This is a genomic window from Bradyrhizobium sp. STM 3566, from assembly GCF_045571445.1.
Lineage (GTDB): Bacteria > Pseudomonadota > Alphaproteobacteria > Rhizobiales > Xanthobacteraceae > Bradyrhizobium > Bradyrhizobium vignae.
The window spans coordinates 985,177-1,006,556 of record NZ_CP120692.1 but is presented as its reverse complement, the minus strand read 5'-3'; the positions used below and the strand labels follow the sequence as shown (position 1 = coordinate 1,006,556).

Annotated in this window: 16 protein-coding genes and 1 tRNA gene; 9 read left to right on the top strand and 8 right to left on the bottom strand. The window is 64.6% G+C overall.

The genetic code is table 11. The annotated features are described in order from the left end of the window. Positions 1–21: 21 nt before the first annotated feature. The 4 genes from P6U27_RS04770 to cpdR all read right to left on the bottom strand — a co-directional run bounded on the left by P6U27_RS04770 (position 22) and on the right by cpdR (position 1,520). The gene (locus P6U27_RS04770) at positions 22–558 is read right to left on the bottom strand and encodes a DUF488 family protein (RefSeq protein WP_209294654.1); all 537 of its coding nucleotides are present in this window, start codon (positions 556–558) and stop codon (positions 22–24) included. Between the two features lie 29 nt (positions 559–587). Next, positions 588–815 carry a DUF2945 domain-containing protein gene (locus P6U27_RS04765; protein ID WP_122400878.1) on the bottom strand — a complete coding sequence of 76 codons (228 nt, stop codon included), beginning with the start codon at positions 813–815 and terminating at the stop codon, positions 588–590. Positions 816–1,013: 198 nt separating this feature from the next. Then, a tRNA-Val gene (locus tag P6U27_RS04760) sits at positions 1,014–1,088 on the bottom strand. A 72-nt stretch (positions 1,089–1,160) separates the two neighbouring features. Further along, positions 1,161–1,520, bottom strand: a complete 360-nt coding sequence (gene cpdR / locus P6U27_RS04755; RefSeq protein WP_007597092.1) for a cell cycle two-component system response regulator CpdR — start codon at positions 1,518–1,520, stop codon at positions 1,161–1,163. 330 nt (positions 1,521–1,850) lie between these two features. On the opposite strand from cpdR, the gene P6U27_RS04750 reads away from it, so the two are divergent. From P6U27_RS04750 to P6U27_RS04740, 3 genes are all read left to right on the top strand, one after another. Then, positions 1,851–2,741, top strand: coding sequence for an N-formylglutamate amidohydrolase (locus P6U27_RS04750; RefSeq protein WP_209294653.1), 891 nt, complete (start codon positions 1,851–1,853; stop codon positions 2,739–2,741). Between the two features lie 528 nt (positions 2,742–3,269). After that, positions 3,270–4,052: a histidinol-phosphatase gene (gene hisN / locus P6U27_RS04745; RefSeq protein WP_122400875.1), complete on the top strand. Its 783-nt coding sequence runs from the start codon at positions 3,270–3,272 to the stop codon at positions 4,050–4,052. A gap of 20 nt (positions 4,053–4,072) precedes the next feature. Beyond that, entirely contained in the window at positions 4,073–5,059 is a 987-nt protein-coding gene (locus P6U27_RS04740; protein ID WP_209294652.1) for a tripartite tricarboxylate transporter substrate binding protein, read from the top strand. Positions 5,060–5,107: 48 nt separating this feature from the next. On the opposite strand, the gene P6U27_RS04735 is transcribed toward P6U27_RS04740, so the two are convergent. Next, a complete protein-coding gene (locus P6U27_RS04735; protein ID WP_122400873.1) occupies positions 5,108–5,998 on the bottom strand; it encodes a LysR substrate-binding domain-containing protein in 891 nt (296 codons plus the stop codon). Positions 5,999–6,087: 89 nt separating this feature from the next. Here P6U27_RS04735 and P6U27_RS04730 point away from each other — a divergent pair, with 89 nt between their 5' ends. Then, on the top strand, positions 6,088–6,840 hold the full coding sequence (locus tag P6U27_RS04730; RefSeq protein ID WP_209294651.1) for a sulfite exporter TauE/SafE family protein: 753 nt from the start codon (positions 6,088–6,090) through the stop codon (positions 6,838–6,840). A 6-nt stretch (positions 6,841–6,846) separates the two neighbouring features. On the opposite strand, the gene P6U27_RS04725 is transcribed toward P6U27_RS04730, so the two are convergent. Further along, complete coding sequence (locus P6U27_RS04725; protein ID WP_209294650.1) at positions 6,847–7,479, bottom strand: LysE family translocator; 633 nt, start codon at positions 7,477–7,479, stop codon at positions 6,847–6,849. A gap of 216 nt (positions 7,480–7,695) precedes the next feature. On the opposite strand from P6U27_RS04725, the gene P6U27_RS04720 reads away from it, so the two are divergent. Continuing rightward, positions 7,696–9,492, top strand: a complete 1,797-nt coding sequence (locus P6U27_RS04720) for an adenylate/guanylate cyclase domain-containing protein (RefSeq protein WP_162500109.1) — start codon at positions 7,696–7,698, stop codon at positions 9,490–9,492. A gap of 182 nt (positions 9,493–9,674) precedes the next feature. Next, entirely contained in the window at positions 9,675–12,485 is a 2,811-nt protein-coding gene (locus P6U27_RS04715; protein ID WP_209294649.1) for a di-heme-cytochrome C peroxidase, read from the top strand. A 102-nt stretch (positions 12,486–12,587) separates the two neighbouring features. Here P6U27_RS04715 and P6U27_RS04710 read toward each other — a convergent pair whose 3' ends face one another. Further along, the gene (locus P6U27_RS04710) at positions 12,588–13,535 is read right to left on the bottom strand and encodes an alpha/beta fold hydrolase (RefSeq protein WP_122400868.1); all 948 of its coding nucleotides are present in this window, start codon (positions 13,533–13,535) and stop codon (positions 12,588–12,590) included. A gap of 205 nt (positions 13,536–13,740) precedes the next feature. Between P6U27_RS04710 and P6U27_RS04705 the strand changes: the two genes are divergently transcribed. Further along, complete coding sequence (locus P6U27_RS04705; RefSeq protein WP_162500108.1) at positions 13,741–14,205, top strand: Hsp20 family protein; 465 nt, start codon at positions 13,741–13,743, stop codon at positions 14,203–14,205. Between the two features lie 155 nt (positions 14,206–14,360). Further along, the gene (locus P6U27_RS04700; protein ID WP_209294648.1) at positions 14,361–15,131 is read left to right on the top strand and encodes an alpha/beta fold hydrolase; all 771 of its coding nucleotides are present in this window, start codon (positions 14,361–14,363) and stop codon (positions 15,129–15,131) included. Positions 15,132–15,258: 127 nt separating this feature from the next. Here the strand turns inward: P6U27_RS04700 and P6U27_RS04695 are convergent, their stop codons facing one another. Continuing rightward, positions 15,259–16,029 carry a hypothetical protein gene (locus P6U27_RS04695; RefSeq protein ID WP_209294647.1) on the bottom strand — a complete coding sequence of 257 codons (771 nt, stop codon included), beginning with the start codon at positions 16,027–16,029 and terminating at the stop codon, positions 15,259–15,261. Between the two features lie 490 nt (positions 16,030–16,519). Between P6U27_RS04695 and gltB the strand changes: the two genes are divergently transcribed. Next, the gene (gltB, locus tag P6U27_RS04690) at positions 16,520–21,253 is read left to right on the top strand and encodes a glutamate synthase large subunit (RefSeq protein ID WP_122400864.1); all 4,734 of its coding nucleotides are present in this window, start codon (positions 16,520–16,522) and stop codon (positions 21,251–21,253) included. Positions 21,254–21,380: the final 127 nt, after the last annotated feature.

Below are 21,380 nucleotides of genomic sequence, written 5' to 3'. Positions count from 1 at the left end.
GAGCGCGCTGGCGAGGATTGGCTAATTCTCAGCCGGGTAGGCCAGGCGGCCGTCAGCCACGAGCCGCGCCGCCGGATTCATTTCTGCCTGTTCGACCTGCCCGGGTCCGAGAATGTGAAACACGGTCTCGCCGGCTGCGAGCAAGTAGTCCGTGATGATCCGCCGGTGGCATCGCCACCACAATGTTTCCGCGCACATGATGGCGCAGCGCCGGGTACGCCCGAGCTCGCGCAAATGAGCGAGGCCGTCGCGAAAGGCCGCGCTCATGGCGTGGTCAGCGTAATTGTGAAAGCTGCCGTTCTGCCAGAACGCATTGGTCTCGCGCGGCACCTCGCGCGTGCGGCTGCGCAGGCCGCCGAGAGCGGCGATGTGCTCATAGCCGATCGAAACAGCCGCCAACGATTGCGGCAGCGTCTCGCGATTATACTGCGGGTTGGTCCGCGAGCGGGGCACGGTGCGAACGTCGGCGACGAAGCTGATCGAGGTGCCCTGCAACAATTCGACGAATTCCTCGATCGAGCGTCTGGCATGGCCGATGGTGAAGAAGGGATGGGCCATGGGCAGCTCGTCGACTCCCGCTGTGCCGCTCAGCTTCGCAGCAACCGCAACGCCCGGCCCTTGTGCAGGGCGACGTGGTCGGTCGTGTCGCTCTTGATCTCGTATTGCGGATCGTCCGGGCTCGCATGGTGAGTGTGTCCCTTGTAGTCGACATCCCCGGTGTGGACGCGCAGGATATGGCCGCGTACCCGGCCGGCCTCGGAATTCCAGCTGACGTGATCCCCGCGCTTGAAGGATTTTGTGGAGGGCTTCGGCATGGCGGTACAATGCCGGGGGTCTCGGGGCGTTCCAGGAAACCAAGCTGGCGGCACCAGTCCGTCTTCGCTCTGCGAGCGACGCCGGACACGCTTACGTCGAGATTTGGGTGGCTTGCCGAGCCGAAGCTCGCGGCGGCAGCCCGCCTGCGCCCTTTGGGCTTCGGCGTGGCATCCTTCTCTCGCTTCGCGAGCGAAGGATGGTGGGCACGACAGGGATCGAACCTGTGACCCCTACCATGTCAAGGTAGTGCTCTCCCGCTGAGCTACGTGCCCTAGAAGTCATTTCATCGGTGGGGTCCCTATAACGGCTCAGGGGACCCGGCGCAAGGACGGAAGGGGGCCGGTTTAGGCCGCCAGCATCTTGTTCACTTCACTGACCAATTCGCGCAGGTGCACGGGCTTGGACAGCACCTTGGCGTTCTTGGGGGCGTCCGAATCCGAGTTCAGGGCGACCGCCGCGAAGCCGGTGATGAACATGATCTTGATGTCGGGGTCGAGTTCCGAGGCGCGGCGGGCGAGCTCGATCCCGTCCATCTCCGGCATCACGATGTCGGTGAGCAGCATCTCGAACGGCTCTTCCCGCAACCGCTGATAGGCGGCCATGCCGTTGTCGTGGGACGAGACCTGAAAACCGGCGTTTTCCAGCGCCTTGACCAGGAAACGGCGCATGTCGTTGTCGTCTTCGGCGAGCAGGATCTTTGGCATGGCAGGAAACGTCGAATCCCCAGAGGATATCAGCAGAGGTCACTAAGCCCGACAGAGGGTAAATTTGGGGTGAAAATCTTTACCTTGGGCCGGCTGCGCTGCCGGCTCTTTGTGAACCGGAATGGGCTCCGAATCAATCGAGCCGAATCGACTGATCGCCGCCGCGATAGCTGCACGGTTAAGACGTGTTCCAGCGCTCTTCGCATCTTTTCGCTTGGCAGAATGGTTGCGATTCCGGACAATGACGACACATAAGAGCCGCTCGACCGGCCGAATCGATGCGATCTGGTCCCTGCCAGATCCCGGCGCGAAGGGACGAAGCCTGAGAAGATGACCCGGTTTGACGGCGACATGTGTCCAGCCTTCGAGATCTTCGAGCCCGCCGAATGGCGCGCGCCTATCATCTTCAACTCGCCCCATTCCGGCTCGACCTATCCGGACGAATTCCTGGCGGCGTCACGGATCGACCTGCCGACGCTGCGGCGCTCGGAAGACTCGTTCATGGACGAGCTGATCGGCCATTTGAGCGAGCGCGGCTTTCCGACGGTGCGGGTCAACTTTCCGCGCTCCTATGTCGACGTCAACCGCGAGCCCTATGAGCTCGATCCCCGCATGTTCGCCGGACGGCTGCCGAGCTTCGCCAACACCCGGTCGATGCGGGTCGCGGGCGGCCTCGGCACCATTCCGCGCGTGGTCGGCGATGGCCAGGAGATCTATCGCGACCGCATCCTGGTCGACGACGCGCTGGGGCGGATCGAGATGCTCTACAAGCCCTATCATCGTGCGCTGCGCCGGCTCATCAACAAGGTGCACCAGATGTTCGGCACCGTGGTGCTGGTCGACTGCCACTCGATGCCTTCGGTCGGCGTCAGCAGGGACGAGCCGCGCCGGCCCGACATCGTGATCGGCGATCGCTACGGCACGAGCTGTACGCCGCTGCTTCCCGATCGCGTCGAGGAGACCTTGTCAGGGCTCGGGTATTCGATCGGCCGCAACAAGCCCTATGCCGGCGGTTTCATCACCGAACATTACGGCAATCCCGCAAGCGGCCTGCACGCCGTACAGCTCGAGCTCAATCGCGCGATCTACATGGACGAGCGGCGGCGCGAGCGGAGCGCGCGCTTTGCACAAGTGGCCTCCGACTTCGGCGTTCTCGCCGACGTACTGGCAACCACGATTCCGTTCGCCGATCTCGGCCCGTTCCAGGCCGCGGCGGAATAGGTCCCGGCTCTTCTCCGTCCAATGATATTGTCTGCGAATGGCGCGATGGCGTCTTCGCTTTGCAAGCTTGCGCGCCTTGAAATGAAAGCAGAGGCGCCAAGAAAAAAGGGCCGCTTCTGATGAAGAAGCGGCCCAAGTCTAGGGAGGAAACGCCCAAGGAGGGCAGCGGTAACGCCAAGCGCTACCGCACCGCAACAATATGCGACCGCGCCGCACAAAGTGCAAGGGCTTTTGAGCGGTTTCCCATGCAATTCTCACATGGCTCAGTTGCTTCCAGAGAAACCCAGATTCAGTTTCTTTGATAAGGAAATTCAATGGGTTGATAGTCATTTGCATACAAACAAGGCAAGTGCGGAACTAAGTTTTCAACTCTGTGATCGATATTTGGCCAGGAGATGACTGGGATGAGGCAGCGTGCTCGGCATCCAAAATACCAGGGAGCAAAATCAAGACAGCGCTGCACGCGGCAGGCGAATTGAGCTAGGCAGGAGGCGCGTTCATCCAACCTTCGCTTCGAGGATTCGGCCTGTGACGGTGATCGACTTCTCCGCCTTCATCGGACGGCTCGCCACCGTCTCCGGCGAAACCATCCTGCCGTTCTTCCGCACCTCGCTGTCGATCGACGACAAGAGCAAGACCAAGGATTTCGACCCGGTGACGGAGGCCGACCGCGCCGCCGAGGCCGTGATGCGGCGGCTGATCAAGGCCAACTTTCCCCAGCACGGCATCGTCGGCGAGGAATTCGGCAACGAGCGCGAGGACGCCGACTACGTCTGGGTGCTCGACCCCATCGACGGCACCAAATCCTTCATCGGCGGTTTTCCGATCTGGGGCACGCTGATCGCGCTCTTGCACAAGGGCACGCCGGTATTCGGCATGATGCACCAGCCCTTCATCGGCGAGCGCTTTTCCGGCGACAATGGCTCGGCCCATTACAAAGGGCCCTCCGGCGAGCGCCGGCTCCAGGTCCGCCGCTGCGCTTCGCTGTCGGAAGCCACGACCTACACCACCAGCCCGCTGCTCATGAACGAGAGCGACCGCGCCATCTTCGGCCGCATCGAGCGCGGCGCGCGGCTGTCGCGCTATGGCGGCGATTGCTACTCCTATTGCATGCTCGCGGCCGGGCACGTCGACCTCGTGGTCGAGACCGAGCTGAAGTCCTATGACATCGCAGCGCTGATTCCGATCGTGACCGGCGCCGGCGGCGTCGTCACCACCTGGGAAGGCAAGCCGGCCCAGGCCGGCGGCCGCATCATCGCGGCCGGCGACGCGCGGGTTCACGAAGAAGCCTTGAGGCTTTTGAACCAATAACAAGCGCGCGGAGGGCTTGCATGACCGTCTCACGCAGGCTGCTCGTTGAATGGCTTCTATTGTTCTTGGGATTGTTCCTGCTGCCGCCGTCATTGGCATCGGCACAGAATTTTCCGGCCAAACCGATCAAGCTGATCGTGCCCTTCCCGGCCGGCGGCCCCAACGACATCATCGCGCGGGTGATCGGGCAGCGCATGTCGGAACTCTCAGGACAGCCGGTACTGATCGACAATCGCGGCGGCCAGGGCGGCGTGCTCGGCACCGATGCGGTTTCGAAGGCCCCGCCTGACGGCTACACCATCGCGATCTCCTCAGCCGGCGCACTCGCAATCAGCCCGAGCATGGAGAAGGTCGCCTATGACACGCAGGCGGATCTCACACCGGTGACGCTGGTTGCGACCGTGCCGGAAATGCTTGTGGTGGCCACCAACGTGCCCGCAAAGGACATCGGCGAATTGATCGCGCTCGCCAAGGCGCAGCCGGGCAAGCTCAACTTCGCCTCCTCCGGCCCCGGCAGCCTGCCGCACCTCGCCGGCGAATTGTTCAAACTGACGGCAAAGATCGACGTCGTGCACGTGCCCTATCGCGGCGCCGCTCCGGCCGTGAACGATCTCCTGGGCCAGCAGGTGCAGATGACCTTCCTCGACCTGCCGGTGCTGCTGCCACAGGTCAAGGCCGGCGCGCTGAAGCCGATCGCGGTCGGCTCCGCCGAACGCGCACCGACCGCGCCTGACGTGCCGACTCTTTCGGAAGCCGGTTTTCCCGATCTGCGCGTCGAGAACTGGTATGGCATGGTGGCGCCCAAGGGCACGCCGAGGGAGATCGTCGCGGCGCTGCATGCTCTCGCGACCAAGGCCATGGCGGATCCCGCGGTGAAGGAGAAGCTTGCCGCACAGGGCGCGACGCTGATCGGCGACGAGCCGGAGCATTTTCGCGGCTTCATCGCCGACGAGACCAGCAAGTGGGCAAAAGTGATCAAGGACGCGGGCGTGGAGACGGCGAAGTAGTCGTGCTTACCCTCCCCTGGAGTGGCCTGGAGGGGGTAAGCGAAGAGCTCACATCGCCTCCGCCCGCAAATGCTCCACCAGCATCTTGGCCGGCCTTGCCAGCGCCTTGAAGTTTCGCGCGCAGATCACGAGGCGACGGTTGGCCCAATTGTCACGCAGGCGGACCATGGCGAGCGGCATGGTCTTGGCGCAGCGGCGTGCGGCGGCTTCAGGCACGAGGGCTACGCCGACATCGGCGGCGACCATCTGGCAGATCGCGTCGAAATCGCGCAGGCGCGCGCGGAAATGCGGGCGCATGCCGAGCCGCGCGGCGTGCTTCGAAATGTGCATCTGCAGCGCGGTGGCGCTGGTGAGCCCGACGAACTCGCAAGCCCCCGCCTCCTGGAAATCGATCTGGCGGCGGCCGGCGAACGGGCCACGGCGCGAGGTCACCAGCGTCAGGCGATCCTCGCTGAAGGGGAAGCGTTCGATATGCTCCGGCAGCGCGTGCTCGGCGGCAAAGCCGAGATCGGCGGCACCGGCGGTGATCGCCGCCGCGATATCGGTGCTCTCGCGCTCCTCGATGTCGATGGCGACATCGCGATGCTCACGCAGAAAACCGGCGAGCGCCTTCGGCAGATGCTCCGACAGGCCCGACGTGTTGGCGAGGAAATGCACGCTGGCGCGCACGCCGCTCGCATAGCTGGCGAGATCGCCGCGCATGGCGTCGATCTGGTGGATGACCAGCCGCGCATGATCGAGCAGGCTCTCACCGGCCGCGGTCAACTCCACGCCGCGGCGCCCGCGCTTGAGCAGCGCGACGCCGAGCGCGTCCTCGAGCCCCTTGATGCGCGCGCTGGCCGAGGCCAGCGCCAGGTGCGAGCGCTCCGCGCCGCGGGTGATGCTGCGCTGGTCGGCGACCGCGATGAAGAGCTGGAGGTCGACGAGGTCGAAGCGCATGGCGGTTCTCCTAAGCCTTCGTCTAAAGCGAAGGCTCTCTCCGTAACCTCCAGATTGTGCCTGATCGCGGCTTCGGTCAATGTGCAGATATGACCGACCCGCTGCTCATCCTCATCGCCGCCGTCTTCCTGCTCGCCGGATTCGTCAAGGGCGTGGTCGGACTCGGCCTGCCGACGGTGTCCATGGGCCTGCTCGCCGTGAGCATGGCCCCGAGCCGCGCCATCGCCATCGTGATCGTGCCGGCCATCATCACCAACATCTGGCAGACCTTCGTCGGCCCGTATTTGCGCGACATCCTGCGGCGGCTGTGGCCGCTGATGATCGGCACCGTGGTCGGCTGCTGGCTCAATGCCGGCGCGCTGACCGGCCCCCATGCGCGCTACGGCACGATCGTGCTCGGCATCCTGCTCGTTGTTTACGCCATCATCGGTCTGAGCAAATTCCACTTCCGCGTCGCGCCGCAGAACGAGAAATGGGTGGGCGGCGTAGTCGGCCTCGTCACCGGGGTGATCTCGGCCTCGACCGGCGTGCAGGTCATCCCCTCGATGCCATTCATGCAGGCGATCGGCATGGAGAAGGACGAATTGGTGCAGGCACTAGGCGTGTTCTTCACCACCGCGACGCTCGCGCTCGCGTTCAACCTGACCGCCGGCGGATTGCTGACCCCCGCCAATGCCGTGCCTGGAGCCATCGCCATGGCGATGGCCTTCGCCGGCATGTATATCGGCCAGTCAGTGCGTGCACGGATGCCGGCCGAAGCGTTTCGGCGCTGGTTCCTGATCGCGATGATCCTGCTCGGCCTGTATCTCGCCGGCAGCGCGCTGGCGAAGGAGTTCGCTTGAAGGAAGTTACCGCGTCTCCAGCATGGCAACGCGGATGCCGAGATAGATGAAGAGACCGCCGAGCGCGCGGTTGATCCAGGCGATCGCGCCCTCGGACCGACGCAGCCGGTTGGCGGCCTTGGCCGCGAACGCGGCGAGCACGAGGCACCACAGCGTGCCCGTAAAGATGAAGATCAGGCCGAGCGTCAAGAAGGCGAGCGGCTTGTGCGGCGCATCGGCTGCGACGAATTGCGGCAGGAAGGCCAGGAAGAACAGCGCGACCTTGGGGTTGAGCGCGTTGGTGAAGACGCCCTGGAGGAAGACCCGCCGCAATGAACTCCGCACCGGCTCGTCGACGCTTGAGGCCAGTATCGGGCGCGACCACAGCATCTGAAGCCCGGTCACGACGAGATAGGCCGCGCCGACCAGCTTCAGGATCGAGAACGCGGTGGACGATGCCATCAGCAGGGCCGAAAGCCCGATCGCCGCGCCCGCGACATGAACAAAACAGCCGCAACTGATGCCGAAGGCGGCAGCGGCGCCGCCCCGCCAGCCCATCTGCATGCTGCGGCCGATCACATAGACCGAATCCGGCCCCGGCGTGATGTTGAGCAGCACGCCAGACAGGATGAAAAGCCCGATTTCGTGAATACCCAGCATGCAAGCTGCCTCCCGCCGCCCCGTCCAGGTTCCGCTTAGTCGGTTCTCCCGTCCCCGTCCATCTCCGGGATTGCCTAGGATTTACCTCGAATTTGCAATACGGATCATACTTCCGCTCGGCCACATCTGCTTTATAAGGGCAGGGTTCTTGAAATGCGGGATTCGAGGCGACTGCCACGTCGTGGCCGGTCCCCTATCCCCTGGAGCTTTGCGGATATGGAAAGACGTCTGGCTGCCATCGTCTGCGCCGATGTCGCCGGCTATTCGCGCATGATGGGCAGCGACGAGGCCGGCACCCATGCCGCCTTCAAGGCCCATCGCGCCGCGATTCACCCCATCATCCTCAATCACGGCGGCCGCGTCGTGAAGAACACCGGCGATGGCTTCCTGCTGGAGTTCGCCTCCATCGTCGGCGCGACTGAAGCTGCGATCGCGATGCAGACGCTGATGGCGGAGCGCAACCACCATCTCCCTGCCGACCGCGCCATGCAATTCCGGCTCGGCATCCATATGGGCGACGTCATCGCCGACGAGGACGAGGTCTTCGGCGACGATGTCAATATTGCCGTCCGCCTCGAATCCGTGGCGAGCCCCGGCGGCTTCGCGATCTCGGCCAAGGCCTATCGGGAGGCGAGCAAGCATCTCGCCGTGCCGTTGACTGACGCCGGCGACCACCGCTTCAAGAACATCAAGGATGCGGTCGGGGTCTTTACCTGGATGCCCGAGGGCGCGCCGGCGCTCGCGCCCGAGCTGCGGGAAGCATCCGCCCTTTCGCAGCAGTACCGCACCGCGATCGTCGGCGTGCTTCCCTTCACCAATCTCAGCGACGCTCAGGATGAATATTTCTCCGACGGTCTCACCGAGGATCTGATCCACGCGCTGTCGCTGCAATCCTTCTATCGCGTGCTGAGCCGCAACTCGACCTTCGCCTTCAAGGGCAAGAATGTGAGCACGCGCCTGATCGCGCGCGAGATCGACGCCTCCTATCTGATCCAGGGCTCGGTGCGGCGCGCCGGCGCCAAGATCCGCGTCACCGCCGAGCTGATCGCACCGGAAACCGGCGAGCAGCTCTGGACCGGCCGCTACGACCGCGACATCGGCGACCTCTTCGCGATGCAGGACGAGATCACGACCAACCTGTCCGCCGCCATCGCCACGGAGATCGTTCGTGCCGAAGCCTCGGCGCCTGCGCGGCTCTCGACCGACGTGAGCGCCTGGGATCGCTTCCTCAAGGGACTGTCCCATTACTACCGGCAGACCAAGGAAGATCTCGCCGCCGCCATCGACCTGTTCCGGGAGGCCATCCGGCTCGATCCCAAGCTGTCGATCGCGCATGCCTATCTCGCCACGATCCAGATCCAGAGCATCCAGTTCGGCTGGGTCAAGGGCACGCGGGAGATGTGGGCCGAGGCGATGCATCTCGCCGAAACCAGCGTCCGGCTCGACCCGCGGTCCTCGTTCGCGTTCTCGATCCTGTCCTGGGCCCACGGCATGGAAGGCCATTATGAGGCCGCGATGGACGCCGCCAAGCGCGCGGTCGCCCTCAACCCCTACGACAACGGCGCGCGCGGGGTGCTCGGCATCTGCCATTTCATCATCGGCGAGCACCGCGAAGCGATCGAGCTGTTCTCGATGGCCTCGCAGCGCGACAACAGCGATCCGCGCTACCAATGGGCCGCGCTGAACGCCTTCAGTCATTACCTTCTGCGCCAATATGATGCGACGCTGTCATGGGCCCGCGAGCAGCTCTACATCAACCCGAACCACATGCAGGCGCTGGCGATCCGCGCCGCGGCGCTGGCGCAACTGGGCCGGAGCAGCGAGGCGGCCGAGGCTACCTCCGTGCTCATGGGCAACTACCCAACCCTGAACGTCGATCGTCACCTGCGCAATTTCCACTGGAAGCGGCCCGAGGACATCGCCCATTACCGCGAGGGGCTGCTGAAGGCGGGCGTGCCGCTCGGCAAGCTGACCCTGGTCCAGGGCCAGCTCAAACGCGCCGCCGAATCCTGACGGGCGGGTCGCGATCCCGCACTTCGCGGCAAGCTGCGCGCACCCGCGGTGTTGACACGACAGTGAAATCAGCCACACTTCATTGCACGCTGAAGTAGAATAGCTTGCTGTCGGTTTGTTAGGACTTTCCGCGCTTGATCGGCGCGTCTTTTTTGCGATTCGCCGTTTTCAGGATTTGGGCCATGCATGACCGCGCTTCGAAGCCGCCCTTCGACCCCTCGATCCAGGTCTCCCCGAACAATCCCTGTCCGTTCCTGCGCGGCCTCGTCGGCGAAGGCTTCGTCGATGGCGGCACCGTCCCGCTCCGGACGCTGTCACGGACCATCGCCAATGCAAGCGGCGAGGCGGGGCTGAAGAAGGTTTCGGCCCGCATCCAGGTGCGGGGCGTCGCGCTGATCGCCAACGGCGCCTGTCACATCCTGCAGAGCATCTTCTGGGGCGCGCAGCTCGATATGCTGCGCGGCGGTCCGCTCGATAAGCTCGGTGCCGGCTCGCGCATCCTCGGCGTCGACGGGCGCGTCAACGAGGACGAGATTGCGCGTCTCGCCAGCTTCGGCGGCACCTATACCGATCCCGATGGCGGCGGCACCGAGACCGGCCTCAACGCCTCGCAAATCCAGACCTTCATGAAGGACAATCTCAAGCGCGCCGGCAAGCAAGCGCGCTGGTACTACCCGATCCTGATGAAGTTCGAATGGCCGATCCTGCTCAAGATCATGGGCAAGGGTCAGGGTGATGACCGCTATCTCTGCGTGGCCGACGTGAGGACATTGTTCAACGAGCGCAAATTCCCTGACAGGATCACCCAGCGAGTCGTCAGCCAGCCGGTCACCCCGCCCTCGCTGATCTTGCGCGCTGCCGGCGGACTCGTTGCTGCTCTTCTCCTCTTTGGTGTCGTGGCGCTGCGCTTTCCGGATCAATTCCAGCCGATGCTGCCAGGCATCTTCGGCGACCTGGTGGCGCCGCCATTGCCAGAGCACGTCGAGCCCCGGGCCGCATACTGGCTCGAGCAGAACTGGGCGCTGGAGGACCGGCACTGGTTTCATCACGCCAGCCAGGGCACCGCGACCTTCCCGGTGCCCTACCGCTGGTTCATGGCGCTCGAGCAGCCGCGGCTTCATTTCTTCGCAAAGCCCGGCATGCTGCACGACAGCGACCATCTGCAGCGCTTCGGCTTCATCCCGAGCCCGCAGACGATCGACACCGACGATGCCACGCTGCGCCGGTTCGGCTATGCCAACGTCTATGACAAGACCAAGCCGGCGCCGGCGCGGCTCTGGGATCCGCCGGTGAACTGGGGTCGCCAGGCCGAAAACGTCGACGGCCTGCCCGTCGGCTTCGCGCGGATGACGGGCGTCCCCGATCCTGCGACCGGCCAGATCGGCGAGGACCGGATCGGCCTGACCTGCGCCGCCTGCCACACCGGCCAGATCCACTACAAGGGCATCGACATCCGCTTCGACGGCGGCCCGGCAATGACCGACCTCAGGAAGCTCGAGGTCACGACCGGCCTGTCGATCGCCTACACGCTCTACGTCCCGGGTCGGTTCACGCGCTTCGCCGATTGCGTGCTCGGCGCCTCGGCCAGCGATGCGGACCGCGATGCGCTGAAGCAGAAGCTGCGTGCGATCAGCACGTTCCTGATCGACTGGGAGAAGACCTACGCGAAAACCATCGAGGGCAAGACGAGGTTCAACGAGAAGACGAAGCGGCAAGAGCCACAGCAGGACACGGAGGAAGGATACGGCCGTCTCGACGCGCTCAACCGCATCGGCAATCAGGTGTTCGCCCAGGACATGGCGCTCAGCGGCCTCAGCGGCTTCGAGAAGAATCTGCACGCCAAGGACGCGCCGGTCAGTTTCCCGCCGATCTGGACCGTACCCTGGCTCAAATACGCGCAATATGACGCGTCCATCGAGCAACCGCTGATCCGCAATGCCGGCGAAGCGCTGGGCGTGACCGCGCTGCTCAATCTGTCCGACACTACGCCCAAGGACAGGCTGTTCCGCTCGTCGATGGATGTCAAGAATCTGAACTGGATCGAGGATCTGCTGAAGGGGTCGCCGCCCTATCCGAAAAAGCAGCTCTCCGGGCTGACATCGCCGAAATGGCCGTCGGACATCTTCGGTGATGACGCCTGGAAGATCGATGGTGAGCGCGTCAAGAACGGCCGCAAGCTGTACGCGCAACTCTGTGCCGAATGCCATCTCGGGCCGGTCAACGATCCCGTGTTCGACGCCGAGTTTCCGGATCAAAGCATCTGGTCCTCGTCGCGCTGGGAGACCATCGGCGCCGACAAATTCCTGAACGAGGTCCAGAAAAGCGTCAAAGGCATGGGGACCGATCCCGCTCAGGCCAGCGTGCTGGAGACGCGGACGATTCAGGTACCGGGCTTTCTCAAGCTCGATCCCTCGCAGAAGCTCAATGCCTGGTGGAACTGTAATCTGCCGGATGTTTCTTCGACCGACATGCCGTACTCGCTTGGGCTGATGGTGCTCGTCGACATCGTCGCCCGCAAGGCGATGGACGATGCGAAGATCGACCCGAAGGTTCAGCAGGCCTGGTGGGGTGAGCGCAAGAACTGCCCCAATCCCGGTCCGCAACCGCCCGACAAGAAGGAGCCGCGGCCCTGGTATCGTGCGCGCCCGCTCAACGGCGTCTGGGCCACCGCGCCTTATCTGCACAACGGATCGGTGCCCTCGCTCTACTGGATGCTGAGCCCTGCGGCCGAGCGTCCCAAATCGTTCTGCATGGGCGGTGATCGCGACTATGATCCGAAGCAGGTCGGCTTCGCGGTCTCTGACGGTGAGAGCTGCAAGACCGGGCAGTCGCGTTTCTCGACGCGGGCGTCTGATGGCACCGAGTTGTTCGGCAACAGCAATGCCGGCCACTCGTTCGACGGCACACCGGGCCCCGGAAAGGACGGCACCATCGGCCGCGTGCTCAAGGAGCAGGAGCGCTACGACCTGATCGAGTATCTGAAGACGCTGTGAATGACCTCGTCGTCATGGCCGGGCTTGTCCCGGCGATCCACGATCTTTGCTGCGGCACCAGGAACGTGGATGCCCGGGACAAGCCCGGCATGACGAAGATCCTCACTTGAACAGCGGCGTGCCCGGCACGAAGGCGTCGAAGGCGGCCCAGAACTGGGAGCGGTAGCGGTCTTGCTCCTGGAGGATCTCGTGCTTGGAGCCGGCGATCACGAGATGAGAGCCGGCGCGCAAGTGATAGGCGAACTCCTCGATCGCCGCGGTCGAAACCACGGTGTCGTTGGACGCCGCCAGCATCAGGATCGGTTGGCGGATCTGAGAAGGGTAGTTCACGCGCTTGAAAATGTGCATCGCGCGGAAGGCGGTATCGGCCCAGGCGACCGTCGGTGACGCCAGTCCGAGCGTCGGGTCTTCCTCCAGGATCGCGGCATTGCGCGCATAGCGCACCGGGTCGCTGGTCAGGGGATTGTTGATGAAGGGATCGAGCCCGGTGAGGCGGTCGCTGCCGCCGGGAACGTAACGGCCGCCCTGCCCGAGCAGGCGCATCGTCTTGAGCAGCGCACGCACCGGAAACGAGGTGGTGCGCCCGGGCAGGTCGATCATCGGCGCCGACAGCACCATGCGGTCGAACCAGCGCTTGCCGGCATGCGCCACCCGCAGCAGCACAGTGCCGCCCATGGAGTGGGCCAGCGCGAAGAAGGGCGGCGGGCAATCCGGCAGCACCACCTGCTGCACGAAGGTTTCGACGTCGATCTCGAAATCGGAGAAGTCGCGCACATAGCCCTTGCGCGGATCGCGCAGACGGCGCGACGAGTGGCCCTGCCCGCGCCAGTCGATCATCGCCACCGCAAAGCCGCGATCGCGCAAGTCACGCACCGTCTCGAAATATTTCTCGATCTGCTCGCTGCGCCCGGTGAAGACGCAGACGGTGCCCTTGCGGTTCGCCGGCGGCGCCCACCGGGCAAAGCGCAGCTCGGCGCCATCGGGTGTCTTGATGGTGCCGCTGACGACGTTTTCGGGGACGGGATTGGACGGGATCGAGACCAGCGTCATGATTGGAAGTGCTAGAAATCAAGGGGCGGGAGCGCCGAAAAGGCGCCTATCCCGCCCTCTTGAACGCCGTCTCGTTCCACCCATATCACCTTCGTGCAGGCCGCTACCAGTGTTTCGGAACCGGAACATCAGGCTGCACACAGACGAAAGCCCGGCCCGATGGCGGGCGGGTCACCTAAACAGTCGCTCAATGGAGGACTTGACCATGCGTACCTACGATCTCACCCCGTTTTATCGTTCCACCGTCGGCTTCGACCGTCTCTTCAACCTGCTCGACCAGGCCAGCTCGGACGGCAGCCCCGGCTACCCCCCTTACAACATCGAGCGTACCGGCGAGAACGCCTACCGCATCACCGTTGCGGTCTCGGGCTTTGCCAAGGATGAGCTCTCCATCGTCGCGAAGGAAAACACGCTGACGATCAAGGGCGAGAAAGTCGCAGGCGAGAACTCGAAATCCGAAGTGCTCTACCGCGGCATCGCCGCGCGTGCATTCGAGCGCGCCTTCCAGCTTGCCGACTTCGTGCAGGTGAAGGACGCTTCGCTCGAGAATGGGCTGCTTCACGTCGACCTCGTCCGCGAGATTCCCGAGGCCAAGAAGCCGCGCCAGATCGCGATCAATGCCGGCGCGAAGGCGCAGGTGATCGAGAACTCGGCCGCGCAAGCCGCCTAAGCCAGGCGACCAATCCAAACGACTTCCAGGTTGCGAAAACGCCCCGGTGCCCCCGGGGCGTTTTTTGCACTGCATCACAGAACGGTGAAGGTGTAACGCTGCGGCCTCGCGCGCCGTCCTTTGGGCATCGACCCCAAACAAGACGGAGAAACATCATGTCACTCTGGCGCAGCCTTTTCGTCGCCGCGAGCCTCTTGGCGGCTCCGCTCAACCTTGCTCATTCCCAGACACCGCAGACGGTGAAGGCGAAGAACGTGGTGCTGGTGCACGGCGCCTGGGCCGACGGCTCGAGTTGGTCGGAGGTGATCCCGATCCTGCAGGCTGCAGGCCTGCATGTGACGGCCGTGCAGAATCCGCTGTCCTCGCTTGTCTATTCCGTCGAGGCGACCAAGCGGGCGCTGGCCGAGCAGGACGGCCCTACCGTGCTGGTCGCGCATTCCTGGGGCGGCACCGTGATCAGCCAGGTCGGCACCGACCCGAAGGTCACCGGCCTCGTTTACGTCGCCGCACGCGCGCCCGATGCGAATGAGGATTTCGTGGCGCTGTCGAAGCAGTTTCCGACCGGGCCGGCGCGTGCCGGCATCGTCGAGCGCGACGGCTATACCAAGCTCTCGGAAGAGGCCTTCCTGAAGTACTTCGCCAATGGCGTGAAGCCGGAGCAGGCCAAGGAGCTCTATGCCGTGCAATGGCCGACCGCGGCCTCGATCTTCGCCGGCCGCACCACGGAGGCGGCGTGGCGCTCCAAGCCGAGTTGGTACGCGGTGTCGAAGAACGACTACACCATCAACCCCGATTTCGAGCGCTTCCTCGCCAAGCGCATGAACGCCACTACGATCGAGCTCGACGCCGGCCACCTCTCGCTGGTGTCACATCCGAAGGAGGTGGCGAACTTGATCCTGGACGCGGCGGGGTATCCGCGGAGCTAAGGTGATTGCGTGAATGCAAAAGGCGCCTGAGTTATTCGGGCGCCTTTTGTTTTGCTCCAATGTCGTCCTGGCCTAGTGCGCCATTGCGCACGGGAGCCAGGACCCATTACCCCAACGCACCACCTCGCTAATCCAGCCCTTGCGCAGCCGGCATCTCCTGTGTCGGCAGGATCGTCGGACCCGGCTTGGCCTGAGCGACTGTCGGCGCTGCGGCCTCGGCGGCCTTTGCCTGTACGGCCGCGGTCTGGTGGGCAGATTGCGCCTGAGCGGGCTGAGCCTCCGGCGCCCGCGCCTGCTGTGCCGTGGGCTCGACCGGCTTCGCCGCCGCGACCGGCGCCTCGCCACGCGGCGCAGCCGCCTTGGGCAGCGGCACGGCGCGCTTGGCAACATGCGGGATCGAGGCCGGCGGGCGTGGCGGGCCGCTGCGGATCATGGTCGGCGGCGGCAGCGCGGTTTGCGGGCCGTAAGAGCCGACCGCCCGCTCCTCATAGGGCGGCGCCATGCCGTAAGCATCGGAAGCCGGCATGAAGCGGATGATCCGGCCGTCGCGGGCGTCGATCACCAGCCGGCCGTCGTCGCCGCGGCGGTCGATCACCGCGATGGTGTAGACGCTGCCGCGGAGCCGCGGGATGCCGAGCGGCGAGAAGCCGTTTTCACGCAGCACCGCGTAAACCTCCGTTGACGGCAACAATACCGGCGCCGGACCGCGTTCCTCGTAATCGTAGCCGTAACCGTAACGCGGCGGCGGGGTGGCCTCCGGCGATGCCAAGGGTCCATCGAAATCCGACACCGCGATCACCGCCCCTCCAACCGTACCGCTCGCGGGAACCTGGGCGTGTCCCGCACTTGCAGCCAGCACCAGCGCGGCGGCCGCCACACATCCTGTGAAAAACTTCATGATCGAGACGCTCCTGTCAGACCCTCCGGTAGCCGCCCTCTTTCGCTTCTTGCGGCGGGGCGCGCCTTCCGAAGGGTTGATCCGAAGCTTCATTCGGGATTCCGGCGTCCACAGGGCCGGATCAGGGCGCGTTTGCTCCAAAACCGGGGCTGCGCAACTTTCGGAAAGCGATTGATTGACATATCGGGAATCGCGACTTCCGCACGCTTGTGTGCTAGACAAAAATTTGGCAAGGTGATGGTTAGGACAGGAAGACTGTCTCAATTTTGCTGGCGGTTCCGGCACAGGGATTGCAGCGAAAACCGGTGCTCTCGAGCGTCGGCAAGCTACCAGGCAAAGCCGTTCTCGGGGACGAAGAGCGCCTAGGCCTGAATTTAAGAAAATGCGGCTCGCAGCGGACGAGCGGTGACCCAGAGGCGGGTGCCGCGGAACGCCCAAGGTGCGCCGAAGATGGCGGTGAGGCAGCTTGCCGCATGGAGAGGACAGAACAATGAACGGGTCGCAATTCGAGCGCGCAAACATCGTGGCAGAAGAGCTGTCGGCGACGGTCGCCTCGAAAACGACCGACCCGATTCAGGAGCACAATTCGCGCCCAAAAGCCGAGGGTCTCTACGATCCCGCCCTCGAGAAGGATTCCTGCGGCGTCGGCTTCATCGCCAACATCAAGGGCAAGAAGTCGCACGAGATCGTCTCGGATGCGCTGAGCATCCTCTGCAACCTCGAGCACCGTGGTGCGGTCGGCGCCGACCCCCGCGCCGGTGACGGCGCGGGCATCCTGGTGCAGATCCCGCACGCCTTCTTCAGCCGCAAGGCCAAGGAACTCGGCTTTACGCTGCCGGCGCCCGGCGAATACGCCATCGGTGCGCTGTTCATGCCGCGCGACACCGCCTGGCGCAACGTCATCAAGAGCATCATCGCGGACCAGATCAAGGAAGAGGGCCTGACCCTGCTCGGCTGGCGCGACGTGCCGACCGACAATTCCTCGCTCGGCGTCACCGTGAAGCCGACCGAGCCCGCCTGCATGCAGGTGTTCATCGGCCGCAACGGCACGGCCAAGACGGAGGACGAGTTCGAGCGTCGGCTCTACATCCTGCGCAAGTCGATCTCGCAGGCGATCTACCAGCGCCGCGACCGCGGCCTCGCCGGCTATTACCCTTGCTCGATGTCCTGCCGCACCGTGATCTACAAGGGCATGTTCCTCGCCGACCAGCTCGGCAAGTACTACCCCGATCTGCACGAGAAGGACTTCGAGAGCGCGCTCGCGCTGGTGCATCAGCGCTTCTCGACCAATACCTTCCCGGCGTGGTCGCTGGCGCATCCCTACCGCATGATCGCGCATAATGGCGAGATCAACACGCTGCGCGGCAACACCAACTGGATGGCGGCACGCCAGGCCTCCGTGAGCTCCGAGCTGTACGGCAAGGACATCAACCGGCTGTGGCCGATCTCCTATGAAGGCCAGTCGGACACCGCCTGCTTCGATAACGCGCTCGAGTTCCTGGTGCAGGGCGGCTACTCGCTGCCGCACGCCGTCATGATGATGATTCCGGAGGCGTGGGCCGGTAATCCCTTGATGGATGAGAAGCGCCGCGCCTTCTACGAATATCATGCCGCGCTGATGGAGCCGTGGGACGGCCCCGCCGCGATCGCCTTCACCGACGGCCGCCAGATCGGCGCCACGCTCGACCGCAACGGGTTGCGGCCGGCGCGCTATCTCGTGACCAAGGACGACCGCATCGTGATGGCGTCCGAGATGGGCGTGCTGACGATCCCCGAGGACCAGATCATCACCAAGTGGCGCCTGCAGCCCGGCAAGATGCTGCTGGTCGATCTCGAGCAGGGCCGCCTGATCCCCGACGACGAGATCAAAGCCACGCTAGCCGCGAGCCATCCCTACAAGGAGTGGCTGGAGCGGACCCAGATCGTGCTCGAAGACCTGCCGAAGGTACCGACCACCGGCGTGCGCTCCAACCTGTCGCTGCTCGATCGTCAGCAGGCGTTCGGCTACAGCCAGGAAGACATCGCCATCCTGATGACGCCGATGGCCGCCACCGGCGAGGAAGCCGCGGGCTCGATGGGCAACGACACGCCGATCTCGGCGCTGTCGGACAAGGCCAAGCCGCTGTTCACCTATTTCAAGCAGAACTTCGCGCAGGTCACCAATCCGCCGATCGACCCGATCCGCGAGGAGCTGGTGATGAGCCTCGTCTCCATCATCGGACCGCGGCCGAACCTGTTCGACCTGCAGGGCATGGCCACGACCAAGCGCCTCGAAGCGCGGCAGCCGATCCTGACCGACGCGGACCTGGAAAAGATCCGCTCGATCTCGGAGGTCGCCGACACGCATTTCAAGTCGCGCACGCTGGACACGACCTTCCACGCCGGTCTCGGCGCAGCCGGCATGGACCAGGTGCTGGACGAGCTCTGCGCGCGCGCTGAAAGCGCGGTGCGCGAGGGCGTCAACATCATCATCCTGTCGGACCGCATGGTCGGCACCGACCGCGTGCCGATCCCGGCGCTGCTGGCCTGCGCCGCCGTGCATCATCATCTGATCCGCGTCGGACTGCGCACCTCGGTCGGTCTCGTCGTCGAATCCGGCGAGCCGCGCGAAGTGCATCACTTCGCATGCCTCGCCGGCTACGGCGCCGAAGCGATCAATCCATATCTCGCGTTCGAAACCATCATCGCGATGAAGGACCGCCTGCCCGGCTCGCTCGACGACTACGAGATCGTCAAGCGCTACATCAAGTCGATCGGCAAGGGCCTGCTCAAGGTGATGTCCAAGATGGGCATCTCGACTTACCAGTCCTATTGCGGCGCGCAGATTTTTGACGCCGTCGGTCTGAAGGCCGATTTCGTCGCCAAGTTCTTCGCCGGCACGCACACCCGCGTCGAAGGCGTCGGCCTTGCCGAGATCGCGGAAGAAGCCGTGCGCCGCCATGCCGACGCGTTCGGCGACGCACAGGTCTACAAGAGCGCGCTCGATGTCGGCGGCGAATATGCCTATCGGAGCCGCGGCGAGGACCATGCCTGGACCGCCGAGTCGGTGTCCCTGCTCCAGCACGCGGCGCGCGGCAATTCGCAGGAGCGCTACCGCGCCTTCGCAAAAATCCTCAACGAGCAGTCGGAGCGTCTTTTGACGCTGCGCGGCCTGTTCCGGATCAAGAACGCCGAGGAAGAGAAGCGCAAGCCGATCCCGCTCGACCAGGTCGAGCCGGCCAAGGACATCGTCAAGCGTTTCGCCACCGGCGCGATGAGCTTCGGTTCGATCTCGCGCGAGGCGCACACCACGCTCGCGATCGCCATGAACCGGATCGGCGGCAAGTCGAACACCGGCGAAGGCGGCGAGGAGGCCGACCGCTTCAAGCCGATGCCGAACGGCGATTCGATGCGCTCGGCGATCAAGCAGGTCGCCTCGGGCCGCTTCGGCGTCACCACGGAGTATCTCGTCAACTCCGACATGATGCAGATCAAGATGGCGCAGGGCGCCAAGCCCGGCGAAGGCGGCCAGCTGCCCGGCCACAAGGTCGACGCGACCATCGCCAGGGTCCGGCACTCGACGCCGGGCGTCGGCCTGATCTCGCCGCCGCCGCACCACGACATCTACTCGATCGAGGACCTGGCGCAGCTCATCTACGACCTCAAGAACGTCAACCCGACGGGCGACGTCTCGGTCAAGCTCGTCTCCGAGATCGGCGTCGGCACGGTCGCCGCGGGCGTCGCCAAGGCGCGCGCCGACCACGTCACCATCGCGGGCTTCGAGGGCGGCACTGGCGCTTCGCCGCTGACCTCGATCAAGCATGCCGGTTCGCCGTGGGAGATCGGCCTTGCCGAAACCCACCAGACCCTGGTGCGCGAGCGGCTGCGCAGCCGTATCGTGGTCCAGGTCGACGGCGGCTTCCGCACCGGCCGTGACGTCGTGATCGGCGCGCTGCTCGGGGCCGACGAATTCGGCTTCGCCACTGCGCCGCTGATCGCGGCCGGCTGCATCATGATGCGCAAGTGCCATCTCAACACCTGCCCCGTCGGCGTCGCGACGCAGGATCCGGTGCTGCGCAAGCGCTTCACGGGCCAGCCCGAGCACGTGATCAACTACTTCTTCTTCGTCGCCGAGGAAGTCCGCGAGATCATGGCCTCGCTCGGCTTCCGCACCTTCAACGAGATGATCGGCCAGGTTCAGCTGCTCGATCAGACCAAGCTGGTCGCGCACTGGAAGGCCAAGGGCCTCGATTTCTCAAAACTGTTCGTCAAGCAGAAGGAAGAGAAGGGCCAGAAGATCTATCACTCCGAGCGCCAGAACCATCATCTGGAGGCGGTGCTCGACCGCACGCTGATCGAGCAGGCGACGCCTGCGCTCGACCGCGGCGCGCCGGTGAAGATCGAGGCCACGATCAACAGCACCAACCGCTCCGCCGGTGCGATGCTGTCGGGCGCGGTCGCCAAGATCTACGGCCATGCCGGCCTGCCGCATGACACGATCCATGTCAGCCTGAAGGGTACCGCGGGCCAGGCCTTCGGTGCGTGGCTCGCCCATGGCGTCACCTTCGAGCTCGAGGGTGAAGGCAACGACTATGTCGGCAAGGGCCTCTCGGGCGGCAAGATCATCGTGAAGCCGCCGCGGAACTCGGCGATCGTGCCGGAAGAGAGCATCATCGTCGGCAACACCGTGATGTACGGGGCGATCGATGGCGAATGCTACTTCCGCGGCATCGCCGGCGAACGCTTTGCCGTTCGTAACTCGGGCGCGGTCGCTGTCGTCGAGGGCGCGGGCGATCATTGCTGCGAATACATGACCGGCGGCATCGTGGTCGTGCTCGGCAAGACCGGACGCAACTTCGCGGCCGGCATGTCCGGCGGCATCGCCTATGTGCTGGACGAGGCCGGCGACTTCGACAAGCTGTGCAACCTCAGCATGGTCGAGCTCGAACCGGTGCTGTCGGAGGAGATGATCAACGCCGACACCTATCACGCCTCCGGCGATCTCGAGGCGCACGGCCGGGTCGACGTGTTCAAGAACCTGCTCGCCTCCGACGTCGAGCGGCTGCACGTGCTGATCACGCGCCATGCCAAGGCAACCGGCTCCAAGCGTGCCGCCGAGATCCTCGCCAATTGGAAGGAATGGCTGCCCAAGTTCCGCAAGGTGATGCCGGTCGAGTACCGGCGCGCGCTGCGCGAACTGGCCGCCAATGCGGACGCCGAGCCGAAAATCGCGATCGGGGCGTAACTCTCAACTGGCGTCATTCCGGGGCGCAAAGCGCGAACCCGGAATCTCGCAAAGATAACCTCCAGGTTCCGGGTGTGCGCGCAGCGCGCGCATCCCGGAACGACGGAAAAGAAAACTTAGCGGCAGG

Coding starts and splice junctions, on each gene's coding strand:
- P6U27_RS04735 (WP_122400873.1), bottom strand. CDS start 5,998: ATGCGCTTCGACCTCGTCGACCTCCAGCTCTTCATCGCGGTCGCCGAC.
- P6U27_RS04710 (WP_122400868.1), bottom strand. CDS start 13,535: ATGACGCTGGTCTCGATCCCGTCCAATCCCGTCCCCGAAAACGTCGTC.
- P6U27_RS04765 (WP_122400878.1), bottom strand. CDS start 815: ATGCCGAAGCCCTCCACAAAATCCTTCAAGCGCGGGGATCACGTCAGC.
- P6U27_RS04700 (WP_209294648.1), top strand. CDS start 14,361: ATGTCACTCTGGCGCAGCCTTTTCGTCGCCGCGAGCCTCTTGGCGGCT.
- P6U27_RS04770 (WP_209294654.1), bottom strand. CDS start 558: ATGGCCCATCCCTTCTTCACCATCGGCCATGCCAGACGCTCGATCGAG.
- P6U27_RS04730 (WP_209294651.1), top strand. CDS start 6,088: ATGACCGACCCGCTGCTCATCCTCATCGCCGCCGTCTTCCTGCTCGCC.
- gltB (WP_122400864.1), top strand. CDS start 16,520: ATGAACGGGTCGCAATTCGAGCGCGCAAACATCGTGGCAGAAGAGCTG.
- P6U27_RS04715 (WP_209294649.1), top strand. CDS start 9,675: ATGCATGACCGCGCTTCGAAGCCGCCCTTCGACCCCTCGATCCAGGTC.
- P6U27_RS04695 (WP_209294647.1), bottom strand. CDS start 16,029: ATGAAGTTTTTCACAGGATGTGTGGCGGCCGCCGCGCTGGTGCTGGCT.
- P6U27_RS04720 (WP_162500109.1), top strand. CDS start 7,696: ATGGAAAGACGTCTGGCTGCCATCGTCTGCGCCGATGTCGCCGGCTAT.
- P6U27_RS04725 (WP_209294650.1), bottom strand. CDS start 7,479: ATGCTGGGTATTCACGAAATCGGGCTTTTCATCCTGTCTGGCGTGCTG.
- P6U27_RS04750 (WP_209294653.1), top strand. CDS start 1,851: ATGACCCGGTTTGACGGCGACATGTGTCCAGCCTTCGAGATCTTCGAG.
- P6U27_RS04740 (WP_209294652.1), top strand. CDS start 4,073: ATGACCGTCTCACGCAGGCTGCTCGTTGAATGGCTTCTATTGTTCTTG.
- cpdR (WP_007597092.1), bottom strand. CDS start 1,520: ATGCCAAAGATCCTGCTCGCCGAAGACGACAACGACATGCGCCGTTTC.
- P6U27_RS04705 (WP_162500108.1), top strand. CDS start 13,741: ATGCGTACCTACGATCTCACCCCGTTTTATCGTTCCACCGTCGGCTTC.